The 17,962-nt window shown below is 45.0% G+C and carries 16 protein-coding genes; all 16 read right to left on the reverse strand.

Annotated elements, in window-relative coordinates; translation table 11 throughout:
• Window positions 1-6: 6 nt before the first annotated feature.
• A complete protein-coding gene (locus BN6539_RS00570) occupies window positions 7-951 on the reverse strand; it encodes a dimethylarginine dimethylaminohydrolase family protein (protein ID WP_197492870.1) in 945 nt (314 codons plus the stop codon).
• 198 nt (window positions 952-1,149) lie between these two features.
• Window positions 1,150-2,532, reverse strand: coding sequence for a sigma-54 interaction domain-containing protein (locus BN6539_RS00575; RefSeq protein WP_067532384.1), 1,383 nt, complete (start codon window positions 2,530-2,532; stop codon window positions 1,150-1,152).
• Window positions 2,533-2,548: 16 nt separating this feature from the next.
• The gene (locus BN6539_RS00580; protein ID WP_067532755.1) at window positions 2,549-3,925 is read right to left on the reverse strand and encodes a sigma-54 interaction domain-containing protein; all 1,377 of its coding nucleotides are present in this window, start codon (window positions 3,923-3,925) and stop codon (window positions 2,549-2,551) included.
• 150 nt (window positions 3,926-4,075) lie between these two features.
• The gene (locus BN6539_RS00585; RefSeq protein WP_067532387.1) at window positions 4,076-5,461 is read right to left on the reverse strand and encodes an APC family permease; all 1,386 of its coding nucleotides are present in this window, start codon (window positions 5,459-5,461) and stop codon (window positions 4,076-4,078) included.
• A gap of 332 nt (window positions 5,462-5,793) precedes the next feature.
• The gene (locus BN6539_RS00590; protein WP_067532391.1) at window positions 5,794-7,152 is read right to left on the reverse strand and encodes an amidohydrolase family protein; all 1,359 of its coding nucleotides are present in this window, start codon (window positions 7,150-7,152) and stop codon (window positions 5,794-5,796) included.
• The gene (locus BN6539_RS00595; RefSeq protein WP_067532394.1) at window positions 7,146-7,400 is read right to left on the reverse strand and encodes a hypothetical protein; all 255 of its coding nucleotides are present in this window, start codon (window positions 7,398-7,400) and stop codon (window positions 7,146-7,148) included. Before BN6539_RS00595 ends, BN6539_RS00590 begins: the two co-directional genes overlap by 7 nt.
• A gap of 5 nt (window positions 7,401-7,405) precedes the next feature.
• Window positions 7,406-8,578, reverse strand: coding sequence for a M20 family metallopeptidase (locus BN6539_RS00600; protein ID WP_082907276.1), 1,173 nt, complete (start codon window positions 8,576-8,578; stop codon window positions 7,406-7,408).
• Window positions 8,579-8,589: 11 nt separating this feature from the next.
• Window positions 8,590-9,990, reverse strand: coding sequence for a YfcC family protein (locus tag BN6539_RS00605; RefSeq protein WP_067532400.1), 1,401 nt, complete (start codon window positions 9,988-9,990; stop codon window positions 8,590-8,592).
• A 511-nt stretch (window positions 9,991-10,501) separates the two neighbouring features.
• On the reverse strand, window positions 10,502-10,747 hold the full coding sequence (locus BN6539_RS00610; protein WP_067532403.1) for a hypothetical protein: 246 nt from the start codon (window positions 10,745-10,747) through the stop codon (window positions 10,502-10,504).
• 349 nt (window positions 10,748-11,096) lie between these two features.
• Window positions 11,097-11,249 carry a hypothetical protein gene (locus tag BN6539_RS22205; RefSeq protein WP_156524164.1) on the reverse strand — a complete coding sequence of 51 codons (153 nt, stop codon included), beginning with the start codon at window positions 11,247-11,249 and terminating at the stop codon, window positions 11,097-11,099.
• Window positions 11,250-11,698: 449 nt separating this feature from the next.
• Complete coding sequence (locus BN6539_RS22810; protein ID WP_242869358.1) at window positions 11,699-12,106, reverse strand: DUF4143 domain-containing protein; 408 nt, start codon at window positions 12,104-12,106, stop codon at window positions 11,699-11,701.
• 13 nt (window positions 12,107-12,119) lie between these two features.
• Window positions 12,120-12,578, reverse strand: a complete 459-nt coding sequence (locus BN6539_RS22815; RefSeq protein WP_227142575.1) for a DUF4143 domain-containing protein — start codon at window positions 12,576-12,578, stop codon at window positions 12,120-12,122.
• A gap of 136 nt (window positions 12,579-12,714) precedes the next feature.
• Entirely contained in the window at window positions 12,715-13,659 is a 945-nt protein-coding gene (arcC, locus tag BN6539_RS00625; RefSeq protein WP_067532409.1) for a carbamate kinase, read from the reverse strand.
• Between the two features lie 164 nt (window positions 13,660-13,823).
• Window positions 13,824-15,044 carry an arginine deiminase gene (gene arcA, locus BN6539_RS00630; RefSeq protein WP_067532412.1) on the reverse strand — a complete coding sequence of 407 codons (1,221 nt, stop codon included), beginning with the start codon at window positions 15,042-15,044 and terminating at the stop codon, window positions 13,824-13,826.
• A gap of 284 nt (window positions 15,045-15,328) precedes the next feature.
• On the reverse strand, window positions 15,329-16,324 hold the full coding sequence (gene argF / locus BN6539_RS00635) for an ornithine carbamoyltransferase (RefSeq protein WP_067532415.1): 996 nt from the start codon (window positions 16,322-16,324) through the stop codon (window positions 15,329-15,331).
• Window positions 16,325-16,505: 181 nt separating this feature from the next.
• Window positions 16,506-17,960, reverse strand: coding sequence for an aminotransferase-like domain-containing protein (locus BN6539_RS00640; protein WP_067532418.1), 1,455 nt, complete (start codon window positions 17,958-17,960; stop codon window positions 16,506-16,508).
• Window positions 17,961-17,962 lie beyond the last annotated feature (2 nt).

Below are 17,962 nucleotides of genomic sequence, written 5' to 3' on the forward strand. Positions count from 1 at the left end.
TCTCCTCTAACCTCTTTTTAAATACGCTGTGATGCAGTGCAGCGCCCCCTTGCCTTTTATAATTTCAGAAATATCTACCGTCTGCACCTTGATTCCATTCTTCTCCAATAATTCCTGTGTGCGAGGATTCCCTTCCGGCATCAAAATGTGCCCTGGTTCCAGAGCGACAAAATTGCAGCCGAAGGACTCTCTCACTTCCGTCCTGGACGGCGCTTCCAAAATTTGAAAACCCTTCTTTTTCAGCATGTCGATGATGTCATAAGGCACTTGAGATGCATGTATCAGCACAGCCTCATTGCTCAGCGGGTTCATCAAACCATCAATATGAATATTGCTGTAAGGCTGCTGCATGTGATACACTTCCACACCCATCCGGTTCAATTCGTATTTTACCTGCTCATAGCCGCTTCCATTGCACCTGCTGCCAGTAGAAACTACACAGGTATGGCGGTCTACCCACATGGCATTGGCGCCTTCAAACATTCCGTCTCCTGTGATGGTTCTGAGAATCGGTACACCCAGCTTTCCCAGTGCCTCCGCAATATATCTTTCTTCACCACGCCGTGCCGCCATACCCGGTCTTGTCAGAATTGCGCCCTCCGGCGTCATAAACATCAAGTCTCTGCAAAAGATTGCATTCGGCCGATCTTCTCTTTGGTTTTCCACATAAAACACTTTGACTCCAAACTCCCTATAGATATTCACGACATCATCATGTTGTTTTCTCATGAGTTCGATATCAACTGGTTCCTGCGAGAATCTCACCGCTGCCGCGTCAAAGTGTTCAATTTCTTTACCCGGTCTGCGCATCAAAACTGCCTTCAGCGTATCTACTTCTGAGCAGACTCCCCAGTCTCCCCAATATTCACAAAGGTCCTCTTCAAAATTCGACTCCTTAGGGAACCACCTCTCTCCCGGAATCGCTTCGATATCCATTCTCTTATCTGTCATTATCATACCTCCAATCTATTTACTTCTGATATGTAACGCAATAACTGTGCCAAATAAAAAAGTGAATTCTTTCGTTTACATAGAATCCACTTTTATTAAAATCGTTAGAATTTCAACCTTTATTTTTTACTCCTGCAGGCTGACCGCCGTTCCCTCTTTCAGAACATATAAAATTTTTTCTCACTGTCAAAAATATTTTCATTTCCCCGCTGGCATCTGTAGGTGATACTGTTTCATCTTATGGTTTAGATTCTGCCTGGTGATCCCCAGCTTTTGCGCCACCTGTGGTAAATCTGCCGATTGTCTCATGGCTTCTTCAATCAGATGCTTTTCATAATTTCTGACCATATCCTTCAACGTCCCACCTGTCAAAAACCGATCGCAGAAGTCGTCATCCTCCATTTCTTTACCTCCATCATACCAACTGATGTCCTGCAGTTTTATAAAATGACCCTCGACAAAGTTAAAAGCCCCTGCGACGGTGTTTTCTAGTTCTCTGACGTTTCCCGGCCAGGGATATGTATGAAAAAATCGTTCCGTCTCTCCATTGAGTCCCATCACGTTTTTGCCCATCCGTTTATTGTATTTCTTAATAAAATACTTGGTGAGCAGGTCAATGTCGCCTTTTCGTTCTGATAATAGAGGCAGATCAATCTGCACGACCCGCAGCCGATAGTAGAGGTCTTCTCTCAATCTCATATCCTTGACGAGCTGCCAGGGATCCTGATTGGTCGCCGCAATGATTCGCACATCGATAAGCTTCGATTCATAATCCCCCACCCGGGTGATTCTCTGCTCCTCAATGGCTTTCAAAATTTTCGCCTGTATACTGAGATCCATATTGTTAATTTCGTCGAGAAACAGCGTCCCTCCATCGGCACTTTCCAACAGACCGATTCTATTTTCCGCCCCGGTAAAACTTCCTTTTACCGTACCGAACAAGATGCTCTCTAGCAGAGACGCTGGTATCGCCGCACAATTCTGTGAGATAAATCGCTTTGCTTTTCGCTTCCCACCTGTATGTATAGATTCCGCTACCATTTCTTTTCCAGTGCCCGTCTTGCCAAAGATCAATACGGAGGAATCCGTCTGGGCTACCTTTTTAATCTTGCGTTTCACTTCTTGCAGTTGTATACAGTCAGATATGATATCATCTGCAGTATATAGCTGCCGATGCTGCCCCATTGTCACTGGCGTAACAAAAATATTCTGGTGAAGTTCGTCCCCGATGATATATTTTGACACCTCTACCGCTCCAATAATGTTGTCGTTCTCGAAGATGGGAATTGTCGTGTTCACTTCGTTCAATTCTCTCCCCTTGAACGTCTTTACCCTCTGCGCTTTATTGGATGTCGGTATGCCTTTTGTCAGGGCCTCTATAATTGTACTGCTTGACAGGTCAAGGTTTGGATAAATCTGGCTGAGGTGTTTGCCCACCACATCTTCCTCTGTCAAATTGTTGATATCCTGTCGATTGTTATAATAGTATACCGCCACTGCATTCTGATCGAAGATAATTGCACCGTTAAAATAATTATATAGATTCAATACCTCCTGCGCATACTCTCTTAATTTCTGCATATCACGATCTCCTATGTCACAGATGCTCTGTAATCTCCAGTTCTTTCATCTTGTTGTTCAGCGTCTGGCGGCTGATGCCCAGACAGTCAGCCGCTTTTATCAAGTTATCGCACTTTTTAATGGCATCTGTAATGGCTTTGCGTTCAAAAATCCGGATCTGCTCTTTCAGAAATCCTTCACCACCCTTGTCCGCTTTTAAACCACTCGTGTTTTCGTTCGCCAAATTAAATAAGTTGATATCGATGTCTTCCTTTTCGATGATTTCACCCTCGCAGAGGTTAAAACCGCTTTCGATCATATTCCTCAGCTCTCTCACATTCCCTGGCCATTGATAATGAAAGAACAAAGATTTTACCTCGTCAGAAAGGTCTTTAATCTGCTTCTGCATTGTCCTGTTAAAAAAATCAAGGTAGTAAGCGGTCAGCGGCAGGATATCCTCTTTTCTATCTCTTAAAGGAGGGATATTCAGCTGCACCACCTTCAGGCGATAATAGAGATCCTCCCGCAATAGTCCTTCTTCTACACATTGCCACGGATCGGCATTCATGGCTGCGATGACGCGCACATCGATGGGAATCTCCTCCAAACCGCCGATTCTGAGAATTTTTTGTTCTTCTATCGCTTTTAGAATTTTTGCCTGCACAGAAATATCCATCGAGTTGATTTCATCTAAAAACAGGGTGCCGCCATTAGCCGCTTCAAAAAGCCCCATTCGATTTTCTGCATCAGTATACCCACCTCTGACAGTACCGAACAAAATACTTTCTAACAGGTTTTCTGGAATCGCAGCACAATTCTGAGAGAGAAAGCGCTTTCCGCTCCGTCTGCCGTTAGCGTGTATTGCTTGTGCGACCAATTCTTTGCCAGTGCCCGTCTCTCCATAGATCATCACAGTGGAATCCGTGTCTGACAATCTTAAAATCCTCCCTTTGAGAAGATTCATAGATCTGGAAACAGAAATGATATCATCCAGAACATAATAGCGCTTTGGCCCCTTGGCCTCTGCACCTGTGATGAAGATGTTCATGTATTTATCGCGCTCTTCCAAATAGAGAAAGATCTCGATGGCGCCGATGATTTTATTGTTGTCAAAGATGGGAAACGTGCTGCAGATTGCACCATATTTCTCTCCTTTAAAGTTAACCAGGCTCTGATAAACGCTAGACATCGCTTGGCCGGTACGCATCACTTCCATCAGCGTGCTGTTCTCCATGTCGATGCTGGAATAGATTTCGAAAAGGCTTTTCCCTAGGACATCTTTTTCTGTCAATGTATTGATGTCTTTTCGATTGTTATAGTAATATTCGATCATCCCTCTGCGATTTACCATAATCGCTCCGTTATAGTAATTATAGATGTTTAATATCTGTTCTGCGTAGTTTGATAATCCCATGGTCATTCGTCTCCCTGCTATAATTAGGTAAAGTCTATCACAGCCTTAAACTACCTTCAACGGCAGATGCGCGCTTCCCAAAATTTGGAACATTTGCACAGCAAGATTGGGACAGCCCTGTTTGCGTACTGTCCCAACAATTTTAATGATTTACTGCGATTTCTTGTTTTTCCTGTCATAATAAATGTAGATGACTGCCCCGATAATCGGTACAATGACAAGTCCCAGAATTGACATAACAGGGTCTTCGATAAAGTTGTTAACCATTAGTCCTGCAAAAATCAGTGTAGATATGACTACTGTCACCGCACCGCCCCATACTTTGTATGGTCTCTCCAGTTCTGGAAATCTGATTCTGTTGACCAGGACACCAGCAACACCCAGCAGCGAACCGATCATTCCCAAGAAGACGACCAGTGTAGTCAATTGATCCAAGTTTCGCAGGAGAACCAGAATGATAGAAATCACACCCTGCGTAATCAGACTGATTGCAGGTACGCCACGTTTTGACAGCTTCTTCTGGTTTCTAAAGAAGTGGCCTTCTTCTGCCATAGCATAACCGATTCTAGAATATGCCAGCACCTGACCGTTTAAAGAACCCAGCATGGCGATGAGCATTGCCACGACGACTAGGATGCTGCCTGCACTGCCGAACAATCTTCTAGCCACCTCTGTCCCTAAATAAACATTATCGGATTCGATCATAGCTTTTGCCTCTTCAACCGGAATCACTCTGTAAATGGCAAAGTTGAAGACCACATAAAAGACAGTCACAAAACCGACGCCGATAATCAGCGCCAATGGCAGGCTCTTCTTCGGGTTTTTCATCTCTTCTCCGATATTGGCAACGTTGGACCAGCCCTCATAAGCCCACAGTGATGACAGCACTGCGAAGGACACGATGCTGATGCTGCCACCAAAGCCCATGGTTTCTCCCTCTGCATCGGTCGGCACCGGATTTAAATCTGGCATATGACTGCCTACGGCAATGGCCGCTATGAGGATGATGAACATCGGCAGCAACTTGGCTATCAAAGTAACATTTGCCATCATCGCAGCCTCTTTTACTCCCAGAACATTGTATAGCGTAAATAAAATAATCAAAACGATAGCGATGGATTTTACCTGTCCATTGCCCATTTCTGGGAAAAAGTCGATCAGCGCTGTGGGTATGGCAATGGCCACAGCCGCAATGGAACCTGGACTTGCAATGAGCCACTGGCTGAATCCGTACATGTAGCCGACAATTGGGTGATACACCTCGTTCAGGTATACGGTAAGACCTCCTGCTTTCGGCCTTGATGCACCCAGTTCGGAAATACATAAGGCGCCCAGCAGGCTGATCAGACCGCCGATCACCCAGCAGAGAAGTGCCGTTCCAGTATTATAATTTGCTCTCTGCAGAACGTAAGATCCTAAGTAGAAAATACCGGAACCGATCATAATACCAGCTACGATGCTGACTCCTCCGAATACGCTGATTTCTTTTTTAAATTGTCTCCCTTCTGTTGGTGTATTCTGATTCTGACTTGACATAAGTTTTCCTCCTTTTCCTTTATTGGCATATATTATCGCAAGTTATATGCCAACTGATCAGAATCGTTTCCAAGGGTTGAAAATTACGCAATTGTCCGCATTTATTCATTTACCACGGTACTATTTTCACAGTCATATATCAAGAAAATTCGAAAATTTTTTAGACATGTCAACAAAGTTGTCCTGGCTTCTGTTTTGTAATAACGGATTTACAGCTTCTCTGTCGTTTATAAAAAATACCCGGCAGAGCTAAAAAAGTCCTGCCGGGTTTATCCATAAGTTTAAGGCTATTTTATTGTACACTCTCTTAAGACTGCTCTCGCCAGCATTGGCTAAGGGAAGGGAATAAAGCTTCCCAGTCTGTCGCATGCGACCTGTTTATGATCCAAGGCCACGCAGCCGCCGATGAGCACATAATCAATCCCTTCCGGCTGCTGATATAGATTATCGTAGGACGCACAATCCAAAATCGTCTTCGGGTCGAAGACCGTCAGATCCGCGTCAGCGCCGATGGCAATACGCCCCTTTGCAGACAGAGACAGCCTTTCTGCAGGATACAGCGTCATCTTCCGCAAGGCGTCCAGCAGGGGCATTCTCTTTTGCTCCCTGACATATCTTCCCAAAACACGCGGAAAAGTTCCAGCCGCTCTCGGATGTCCCTTTCCCTTATTCAAGATACCGTCACTGGCTATCATACCACATTTATGGCTCATAGCCTGTGCGATCTCCCCTTCATCCATGATAAAACCCACCGCCAGCATATCGGGATACTCTGACCGGGCCTTCAGGAGCACGTCCTCTGTACAATAGACATTTTTGTACGGCTCCTGGGTGAGCATGATGGTTCCGATGTCTTTGCACCACTGATCCAGGCTCTCCTTTTCGAACACCTCGCTGCCAATCAATGTGGAAAAAGCGTTATAAGGATAAATATCGAAGTCGATCCATGAATGCTTCTTCTTCGCCTCGTCAATGAGTTCCAAAGACTCCGCCATCTGTCCCGTAGCCGAGCAGCTGCCCAGGTGAGAAATCTGAAACTTTGCCCCCGAAACTTCAGACAGCGCGATCATCTCTTTGATCGAGTCCAGTGCTCCGTCTGCCGACTGGCGAAAATGTGCCGCCGCCAGATAGCTTTGATTGCCATGAAGCAGCATCAAAGCCTCCGCCATCTCGTCAAAGGTGATCGCGGGGTCGTATTCTATGCCAAAGGAAATACCGCTGGCGCCTTCCTCCAGTTCCTCACGCAGCAAATCCAGCACCTGCCGCTGCTGCTTTGGAGAAATGCTCTCATTATGGCCTATTCCCAGGAGATAGCGCATCTGATTATACCCCGCCAGCATGACATAATTGACCGGTGCGCCACCCAGGCGTTCAATCATCCTTTTAAACTGCGAAAGCCTTTGATTCTGCATACCGCAATTGCCGCCGCAGACGGTGGTAACGCCCATTTTCAGCATCAGTTCTCCGATGATATAGCCTGACCCGTCTTCCTGAAAATTTTCTTCGTGCATGTGGATATCTATGAAGCCAGGAGATACTACCCGCTCCGCCGCATCGATAATCCTTCGTGCAGACGGCCTTTGATCACCGATATAACTGATCTTTCCATTTTGAGTTCCGATATTCGCTTCTATCATTCTATCTCTTTCAAAATCAGGATAGCAGCCGTCTATAATCAACGTGTCTAGCATTTTGCGTCACGCTCTTTTCTTTTCTTCACGGCGAGATAGATGGAAATCGCCAGATACGTCAAAGCAAAGGCCACTGCTACCGCGTTGACTGCCCCTGGCAGCGGCAAGGTGTCTTTGACAAGAAGAAACACGGACATGGCCGCTACTGCTGCAATCACCAAGGCGCTCTTTTCCCGTCCGTAGGCAAGAGAAACTGCCAGTGCCACTGCTGAACAGATAGCGGGAAGGAACATCCATACATATACCATGGTCTTTACCTCTCAAAATCCTCTTTCAGTTTTTCCATATTTTTCGGGTCACAGAGCAGTTTTGCAACTTGCCTGCAGATAATCCGCGCCCCTGTCTGCAGCGCCTCATGTGCCCGCTCTGACTTCATGGCCTCGGCGAACTCCCGCGTGTGGACGGCTACGCCCTGATCCACCACCTGCAAAGTGGGATGGAATACCGGACAGATCATACTTACATTTCCGGTATCCGATGAACCGAAGATTTCCTCCGCATTGCCGTTTAGGGGCAGCTCCAGCTCCTCATAAACCCGCTTTAGATTTTCAATACCAAATGGATTCTGCTTCATGTTGTCGTAGACCTCTGCCGTCGCCTTCTTTTCCCAGGTCGTCTGGGTTGCAATGGCCGCACCTCTGGCACAGTCGTCGATCTTCCGAACCACCTCGTTAAGATTTTCCCGCTCCAGTGCGCGGATATACATCTCCAAGGCGTTCTCTTCCGGCACGATATTCGGTGCCTCTCCAGCATATCTGATAATTCCGTGGATCCTCACGTCAGGTGTCACGTGCTGCCGCAGCATATCCACCGCATGGAACATCAGCTGGCTGGCATTGAAGGCGTTACGTCCTTCCCATGGGCAGGCGGATGCATGCGCGGCCTGTCCGTGAAAGTAGTAGGTATAGGTGTCCATGGCCTGAAGTTTGGTATAAACCAAATTGGAGTCGTACAGATGTACCATCATGGCCATGTCATATCCGTCAAAAGCGCCCGCTCTGAGCATCTTTACCTTGCCGCCGTCGTATTCCTCATCCGGCGTCCCTATGATATGGATATCTGCATCAAGCTGATCCTCCAGGTCCTTCAATGCAATCCCTGCAAGTAAGCTGATGCAGCCGCTGAGACAATGTCCGCAGGCATGGCCCAGTTCGGGCAGCGCGTCATATTCCGTCAAAATCGCCACTTTGTATTTATGCTCTTTGCCTGTGTATGCCTTGAACGCTGTATCGAGGCCGGCGAAGGGGTAAAGGATCTGAAACCCCTCTTGAGCCAACAGCGCTGTCATCTTCCTGGAAGTTTCAAACTCCTTGGTCGAAACCTCAGGATGATCAGCAATGTCATCGTTGAGTTCTGTTAATTTTTTGTGATAGCGGCGGATTGTCTCCTCCGCCGCTTCTACTATCTTCTCATAACTATTCATCATTACCTCTCAACTTAAAATGGTCCCCAATTCATCAGATGTGCAATCACAATCAAAATCGCACCCAGCAGGTATTGCAGACCGATCAAAGGCAGAATCCATTTTGCCCATTTTTCCCATGGAATCTTTGCCAGAGCAAGTGCCGCCATGAAATATCCCGACGTCGGCGTAAAGATGTTGGAAATACCATCGCCCAATTGGAATGCCAATGTGGCTGTCTGTCTTGTAACACCGACTAGGTCCGAAAGCGGCGCCATGATTGGCATAGATACTGCCGCCTGTCCGCTTCCTGACGGAACGACAAAATTGAGCAGGCACTGGAAAATGTACATGCCGATTGCAGATATGACGGATGGCAGTTTCATGAGCACGTTTGCCGTCGCATGGAGAATCGTGTGAATGATGTTGCCGTCTGTCAGTACAACCATGATACCTCTCGCAAAACCGCAGACCAGCGCACCCGTTGCGATGTCTGCCATGCCTCTTCCCATCGCATTGGCAAACTGGTTCACGGACAGTCCGCCCAAAATGGCTGACACGATGCCCAGTCCGAAGAACAGACCTGCAATCTGCTCAAAATACCATCCCCATTGAATGGTTCCATAGGCTAAAAGGCCTACGGTAATTGCCAGAGCGATGAGGATGAGTTTCTGACGCATGCCGAAAGGATGTGTCCCCTCGTCCAGTTCAAGCTTATCTTCTCTCGCCTGGTCAATCTGGTACATCGGCGAAAGCTGTGGGTTTTTCTTGACTCTTCTGGCATAGATGAATACGAAGGTGATGGTCAGAAGCACCAAGCATCCGTAAACGACTAATCTGTATCCCAGCCCCGAAAACATCGGCAGTCCGGCAATACTCTGCGCTACGCCTTCGGTATATGGATTCAGAAATGCGCCTGCAAATCCTGCGGCTCCACCGCACAATACGATGGCCGTACCTGTAATGGAGTCAAAGCCCAGTGCCAAGCACAGGCTTACGCAGATCGGGATGTAGGGTAGCAAGTCCTCCGCCGAACCGATGATAGCGCCCATTACTGAAAAAATGACCATTAATACTGGAATAATTACTACTTCTTTGCCTGCAAGCGCCTTTGACGCCTTGACCAGGCCAGCCTCAATCGCTCCGGTTTCTCCGATAACGCCAAAACAAGCGCCAAAGATAAAAATCAGAAATACGATTTCCGCTGCTTCCAGCATGCCGCGGAATACGGCGGACATGGTTCCCATGACGCCTACCGGCGTCTGCTCGATGTAGTGGAAGGTTTCAGGATTCACTACCTCACGGCCGTCCTCCAGGGTCATCATGTCATAGGCGCCTGCCGGAATAATATAGGTTAAAATTGCACAAAGGATGATCAATCCTACCAGCAGCGCATAGACATGAGGTACTTGAAACTTTCTTTTTTTCTTTTCCATTTTCTTCTCCTCTCTATTATTTATATTGCAACTTATAGTTATTGTAATATAAACTATAAAGGGGAGTTTATCATTTGCTTTGGGTTTTCTGGTAAAGGATTCATATTTTTTGATTATTCTAACGATTGTACTGCGTTTTGCCCAAGCACAGGTTGGCGAAGAGGATTTTCAGAACATAATAAAAACGGCACAGCGCACAAACATTCACCGTGCACGTGTCGTATCTTCCTTCTACTATTATATCGGTACGATCAGGGACTTCCCAGCCTCCACAATTCTGCTGTCCCTCTTCTCGAGTAGCATATACTGGATCTCACTGCCTGCTTTGCTTTTTCACCTCCCCAAATACATTCTCTCCTGCTAACTAAATTTAAACATGACTACGGCTATTGGGCTGATAAACAGCATCTGCAGACCGATAATCCAAACAAAATTTAAAAACTGAGCTATAATTACCAACTCTGCAATGAGATATGATCCCATCAAAATTACTGCTAGCTTCTTGTTATTTTCACATAGGTATCTGCCATAAATAAAACCCAACAATAAATACGCCTGTGGCAATGTGGTGGACATCAAGGCTACTATAGTCATAGAACCACCCTTCATTGGATAAATATTTTTTATCTAATTCCCCTGCAGAAATCAAGCCACTAATGATGTCTTCGCCTGCATTCTTTGAAAAGCAAATACTAAAAAGCAAAATTAATATCGAAATCATGCTACAGAAAATAAACAGTTTTTTTCTTTCCTTCATTTCTTCACCTTCTTTTGAATCACTTCAATATTTACCACTTAATGCTACTGTTATCCTTCCGCTGTTACACTACATCTGTAGAAACAGCACTGCAGACATTTTAGCCTGTAGTGCTGTTTAGGTTCCTATTTTATTGCATAGTTTCTAGATCCCAGGATAATGCTTGCGGAAAATCATCTAAGCCATCATCAACGTGTGCTTCATTTCTTTTCTCGCCATCTTTTACATAGCGACCCATCTTCCTGCTTTTGCATATCCGCTGTAAATTCTTGCCTGCTAATTAGTTCCGCAGCCTGGTTCAACTTCTCATCCATAAACTCTGCTGCAACCTCTGGCGCTACGATATCCTTTAAATTTTCTGTATTGACATCCTGCTGCAAGACTGCTTCAATTGATCCACATCATCTATGTAACCTTGCTCCGTTTGTGCAGAAGATGGGATCGATGTCATTCCTAGAATCAGTGACGTGCTGATCAGTGCGATTAATAGTTTCCTTTTCATCTCCTAACCTACTTTGTATTAACACTGTTCCTTACTTCTAACCACACTATACCTCATGCTCTTCTCTGTCGCAACGACTGTGAAATAACTGGTCGTTTTTTGCAATAAGTGGTCATAATGATCACGACAAAGCGGCGCAAAACACGTTTTTTATGCGCCTTGCGCCGCTTGAGAACAAATTCCGAGGGTATATTCATTTTTTTAATGGTAAAGCAAAGGTTTTGGGGCAGCATCTACCAGCCTCACTTACATTATTTAACAAATATGTGCCATATAGTGATCAGATCTCATATTCAACTGCCCCGCAGCTGCCTCCGCTTAGAAAAAAGCGGCGCAGCAGTCCCCAAAACAGGTGTTTAGCGCCGGATAGGCTGATTTCATGGGCGCATATAGGACCAGGGGGTATCTGGGTGGGTAGGTCTCAAGGCGAGGAAAACAATGGTTCTGTTTTAGATCAAGTTGCACGGAATAAAGCAGTCCTTCTCATCAATCGGGATCACTTCTTCGCACATACAGATAATCCCGCCACTGCCCCGCTCACGATTTGCCTTGTCGACGACTTCAAACTTACGGGTTTTACGGCGATTCGGGTTCGCCGATTTTTTGATTTCCAATGGATGAATCTGAAAATCCGCCTCCACAAATACATCAATTTCCTTCATATTGGCGTCACGATAATACGTCAGGTTCGCGGTAAATTTTGCATATGCATAATTCTTTATCAACTCCATGACTACATAATTTTCAAAGTAATGGCCGCTTGCCGCGCCGTTCATCAGCGTATCCCGCGTCAACCACATAGAGAGAAATGCGCAGAGACCTGTATCGCAAAAATACAGCTTTGGCGTTTTGGTCAAACGCTTTAATTCGTTATTTGCATAGGGCTGCAACAGGTAAAGAATCCCCCCGCCCCTGGAGAATGCTTACCCACTCCTTTGCCGTGGGCTGTGAAATTTCCGCAGTCTCTGCCAGAGTTTTGTAGTTAACCTGCTCGCCCACAAGAGCCGCACATGCATTCAAAAATTTTCGAAAACGCACCACATCGGTGATTCCGCCAGTTTCTGATACGTCTCTCATGAGATACGTATCCACATAAGAATTGTAATATTCCATTCGCTGTTCTTCGTCGGCAAGGAGAACCTGCGGCATTCCCCCTCGCCAAATATGTTCAAAAACGTCGACGATATCATTCTTCTTTGTGACCTTCTGCCTCTCCAAAAGACAGGAAAGAGAAAAATCCAAAGCATTCGTGAACGTTGTTCTCTTTGATAAGCTGTAAAGAGTTAAATTTCCGATTCTGCCGGCAAGTCTTTCTCTGATATTCTTCATCACAGGTCACATTTGATATATTCCATAGGGCGCCTCCTTATTTTTATGATAATATAAAGCAGACTTTTCCAATAGAAAAGCTGCCTGCGAGGGGTCTCCCCCTGCAAAGCAGCTGTTCTACTTACGTTATTATATTTTAAGCAAAAGTGATTGCTGTACCAGTTTTTCCTTCTAAAGCATCGATTGCTTTATCCAGTGAAGTGATAATCGCTTTCTTGTTCGGATTTGCTCTTACAAACTTCATTGCCGCTTCTACCTTTGGAAGCATGCTTCCTGGCGCGAACTGTCCTTCTTCGATGTATTTTACTGCATCTTCTAAGTTCAATCTGTCTAAGTCTTTCTGATCTGGCTTGTTGAAGTTTACGGCAACCTTTTCAACCTCTGTCAGAATCATCAGCACGTCTGCGCCTACCTCCTCAGCGAGCAATTCTGCTGCAAAGTCTTTGTCGATAACGGCAGCAACGCCTTCCATAGTACCATCCATGTTTTCAACGACAGGAATTCCGCCGCCTCCGCAGGAAATGACGATGGAAGAATCCCACAGTTTCTTCACTGCGCCGATTTCTACGATCTTTCTAGGGAGCGGGGAAGCTACGACTCTTCTCCATCCTCTGCCGGCATCTTCCTTCATGGTGTATCCCTTTTCAGTTTCTAAAGCTTTTGCTTCTTCTTCTGAATAGAAAGGTCCAATCGGTTTTGTCGGATTCTGGAACGCAGGGTCCTTCTTCTCGACGATCATCTGTGTCGCAACCGTCAGAACAGGAATGTTCTTGTCTCTTTTGTTCAGTGCATACTTCAGAGCCTGCTGCAGGTGATATCCGATATATCCCTGTGACATAGCGCCGCATACGTCAAACGGCATAGCCGGTGTAACATCTTTTGCAGTTTCAGATGCAAGAAGAATTCTGCCTACCTGCGGTCCATTTCCGTGAACCAAGCCGATTTCGTATCCTTTGCAGCTGATGTCTGCAATATATTCACATGTCTTTTTAACTACTTCTAACTGCGCTTCCGCAGTAGCCTCGCTCTTACCTGACTGAAGAGCGTTTCCGCCTAAAGCGATAACAATTTTTTCTGCCATGTTTTTTCTCCTATTTTACAAACAAATTTAGTACGCGAACCCAAATAAATGCGCAACACTTCAACTGAAATACAACTGCACGCCAGGTGCCCTGTGTACACAAGGCACACGGGGCACACAGCGAAAGTTGTTTACAATGCTGTGAGTGAAATAACAAGCATCTTTTATAGGTCGTCTCTATTAACAGGGCAAGACATACATCTTGGGCCCCCTCTTCCTCTTGAAAGTTCAGCACTTGGAATGGTCAGCACTTTTACGCCCTTTTTGTCTAACAGATCGTTAGTCACGTAGTTTCTCTCATAGGTCACTACTGTTCCCGGAGCGATGCAAAGCGTGTTGGAACCATCGTTCCACTGTTCTCTCTGTGCAGCCATCAAGTCAGTTCCTCCGCAGCGGATTAACTCAACTGCCGGCAAATTCAGAACTTTCTTCAGGATATTCGGTAAGGAATCTGTCACTGATTCGAAATGCGCTTTTCCATCTTTTTCAAGAGTGATTTCGAACAACTGCAGAGGTCCTTCAATTTCTGGATGAATCGTGAACTTATCAAAGTCAACCATTGTGAATACGGTATCCAGATGCATAAATGCACGAGTCTTCGGAATGTCGAATACCAGTACTCTCTTGAAGGTGGACTTGTTCAACATATTTTCTGCGAATCTTTCGATGGCAGCGGCTGTTGTTCTCTGGCTAAGCCCGATTGCAACAGTTTCAGCGTTTAATACCAAAACGTCTCCGCCTTCAATTGAATATTCGTGGTCATAGTCATACCAGATCTGTGAGCCTTCTGGTGCAAAATCTCTGTTGTGAAGGAACATATACTTCAGAAGTAATGCTTCTCTTCTTCTCGTCGCTGTGCTCATGTGGTGAATGTTGATTCCATTACCCACGCATGCACCAGGGTCTCTAGTGAAGTAAAGGTTCGGCATCGGATCCATATAGAACGGATAAGAGGATGAAATGAAATCTGCTAAAGATTTACTTTCAACACCTGTGATTTCCTCTCTCTTTACTCCAGCGACGATTTTTTCAACCATCTGTTTCTCTGGCATTTTGATCAGATAGTCAAAGATGGCTTCTCTGATGCCTTCTGAATTGAGATGACTCTCGTCTAGCATTTTGTTTAAAAATTCTTTTTTAATTGTTGGATCTGCTAAAGCCTTTGCGGTTTCATCGACGTAATAAACAACTTCTACGCCGTTTTCTCTCAGCACTTCAGCGAATCTATCGTGTTCCTGCTGGGCAACTTTTAGGAAAGGAATGTCGTCGAACAACAATCTTTCAAAGTTGTCTGGAACTAAACCTTCTACTTCTTCACCGATTCTGTGAAGAAGCACTTTATTTAATTTACCAATTTCAGAATAATTATGAATTCCAGGATGCATAATTTATCTCCTTTTCATCTTTCGCATGAGGCTTTCCGCCTCACACTTCTTTTGCGGATCAGATCCGCGGTGTCTTTTTCTTAGAAATCTTTGAAAAAAGGACCGCCGCCTTCCGCGGCAGCCCTTGGGTTGGTTAGTACACATTACATAATGCGCATTCTATAATTCGCAGAGATTTTTTCGTTATGCTAGGCGCGACTGACGATGAGACTCGGAGCATACCTATAGTATGTGAGAATCGAATCGACAGGCAGCAACAACGCAGAACGGAAAAATAATGCGAATTAGCCGATGGTAGCTACGATAACAGCCTTGATTGTGTGCATTCTGTTCTCTGCTTCGTCAAATACTACAGAGTTCTTGCTTCTGAATACTTCGTCAGTAACCTCACGGATGTCATATCCTTCTTCCTTCTGTGTCTTAGCCATTTTGGTTTCGAAATCATGGAAGGAAGGCAGACAGTGCATGAAGATGCAGTCTGGGTTTTCAGTTGCTGCCATTAATTCTTCGGTTACTTTGAATGGAGTCAGAAGTCTTACTCTTTCAGGAATCTCTGCCTCTTCACCCATGGAAGCCCATACGTCAGCATAGATAACGTCTGCACCCTTCAGGCAAGCTGGATCTGAAGAAACTTCGATTGTTGCGCCAGTTTCTTTTGCAACTTCCTGAACCTTTGCGATAACGTCCTGCTTTAATTCAGCTTTCATTTCGTCTGGTCCATATGCAACGTAGTGCATTCCCATCTTAGCGCATCCATACATCCAAGCATAGCTCATGTTGTTTCTGATATCTCCGCTGAATACAACTTTTACTTTGTTAAGCGGTTTTGCAACGTGTTCTTCGATTGTCAACAGGTCAGCTAAGATCTGAGTAGGGTGGTCAACGTCAGTCAGACCATTCCATACAGGTACTCCAGCGTATTTTGCCAAACCTTCTACGACTTCCTGGTCGAATCCTCTGTATTCGATACCATCGTAGAATCTGCCCAATACTTTTGCAGTATCTTCCATTGTTTCCTTCTTGCCCATCTGGGAGCTTCCGGAATCTAAGAATGTAACGCCAGCGCCTTCATCCATAGCTGCTACTTCAAATGCGCATCTAGTTCTAGTTGAAGTCTTCTCGAACAGAAGAACGATGTTCTTTCCTTTCAGGACCTGATTGCAGATGCCTGCTCTCTTTTTTGCTTTGAGATCGTGTGCCAGATCAAGCATATATCTGATTTCTTCTGGTGTGAAATCCATAAGTGTTAAAAAGCTTCTTCCCTTTAAATTTACTGCCATTGGTGTAATCTCCTTTTCTCTTTGAATAATTTTAAATTTCGTTCATAAGATAGTTTAACTCTCGATAAAAAAATCATACTATATTTGTCAAAAAATTAAAGTACCAGCGCTTTGCTTTTTTTGTGTGCCAGTTTTAACCTTTCTTTTCCAAATTTGTCCTATTTTTACTCAAATTTACCTATTATGTCAATCCTCTGACAATGTCTATTAAATTCTCCATACCCAGTTTGATTCGGCCAATGGTCTCATAGGAATAATTCAGGCGAATATTATTCTGTCCGCCGTTTCTCGATGGATAAAAAATTTCTCCTGGTATAATAGAAATACCTCGTTTTAAGCTTTCAGCTACGACTGCTTTGCTGTCAACTGTCTTTGGTAGCTGACACCAAATATAAACGCCGCCGCCAGGTTTTTGATAGCTGACGCCAATATCAGACATCCGATCAAGATAAGAGCACATCAAATCCCGTTTTGTTTTGTTGAGAGCTGCAATTTTCTGTACGTTCTCATAGTATTTCCCATCTGTTATGTATTTAGCCAACAGTTTTTGCGTCATCCAATCCAAAGACATAATTCTAATCGAAACCAGATAACTGAGGCTTTTAATCAACTTCTCCGGGGCCGCTACAAAAGCCATGGACATGCCCGGAATAAAAGTTAAAGCAAAGGAGTAAATATAGATCACATTTTCACTGCGATCCATTGATTTGATCGTGGGCAAAAACTTTTCTTCAAAAGACAGTTCTGAAGCAGCGTCTTCCTCGATAATTGGCAGTCGATAACGGTTAGAAAGCTCCAAAAGCTTTCGCCTGCGTTCTACCGATAAAATATTGCCTGTAGGGTCGTGATAGCTGGAATTGACATAGATAAATTTGGGCCGATGGGTTTCTATCAGCGCTTCCAAATTATCGCAGATCATGCCATTCTCATCTACTGGTACTGTGACCGGTCTGCCGCCGGCCAGCTCGATTACCCGGTATACGTCGGGAGAAACCGGCTCCTCCGTTATCACCCTATCCCCAGGATTTAAAAGAGACGTGACGATAAAATCCAGTGCCTGATTGGTTTCTGAAAGAATCTGCACTTGGTTTAGTCCAGCTTTGATCCCCTTGGTTCGCAGATAGGCAATAATCTTATGCCGCAAGGTCAAATCCCCCTGATATGGGGAGAGGAAAAACGGCTTTCTGCCCTCTTCTCTGAGTATTGCGGCAAGGTCAGTCGCCAAGTCTTCTTCATCATAAATTGCTGGCGGCATCCCTGTTGAAAATGATATATTGTTTTCTTCTGTAAAGCGAAGGAATATATCGTCAAAGGTCTTCTCCATATCCTGGTACTCATCCTTAATAATGGTACTCCAATTGACCTTCCTCCTTACATCTGGCTCATAAAAGCTTTCACTTTTATAGGTTACACGATAGCCGACGCCCTGCAGCGAATCAATCAGTTCCTGATCCCTAAGATGAGAATAGGCCTTGATAATGGTGTTTCTGTGCACTCCCAGCATTTGGGCCAGGGAGCGCTCTGAAGGCAGAATTGATCCGTCCGCCATCTGCCCTTCAATAATCATCGCTTTAATCTGGTCTGCAATCTGCCAATACAGCGGCGTTCTGATACTTTTATCTACCGTAATATCCACAA

Origin of the sequence: Emergencia timonensis, from assembly GCF_900086585.1 — a bacterium.
Taxonomy (GTDB): domain Bacteria; phylum Bacillota; class Clostridia; order Peptostreptococcales; family Anaerovoracaceae; genus Senimuribacter; species Senimuribacter timonensis.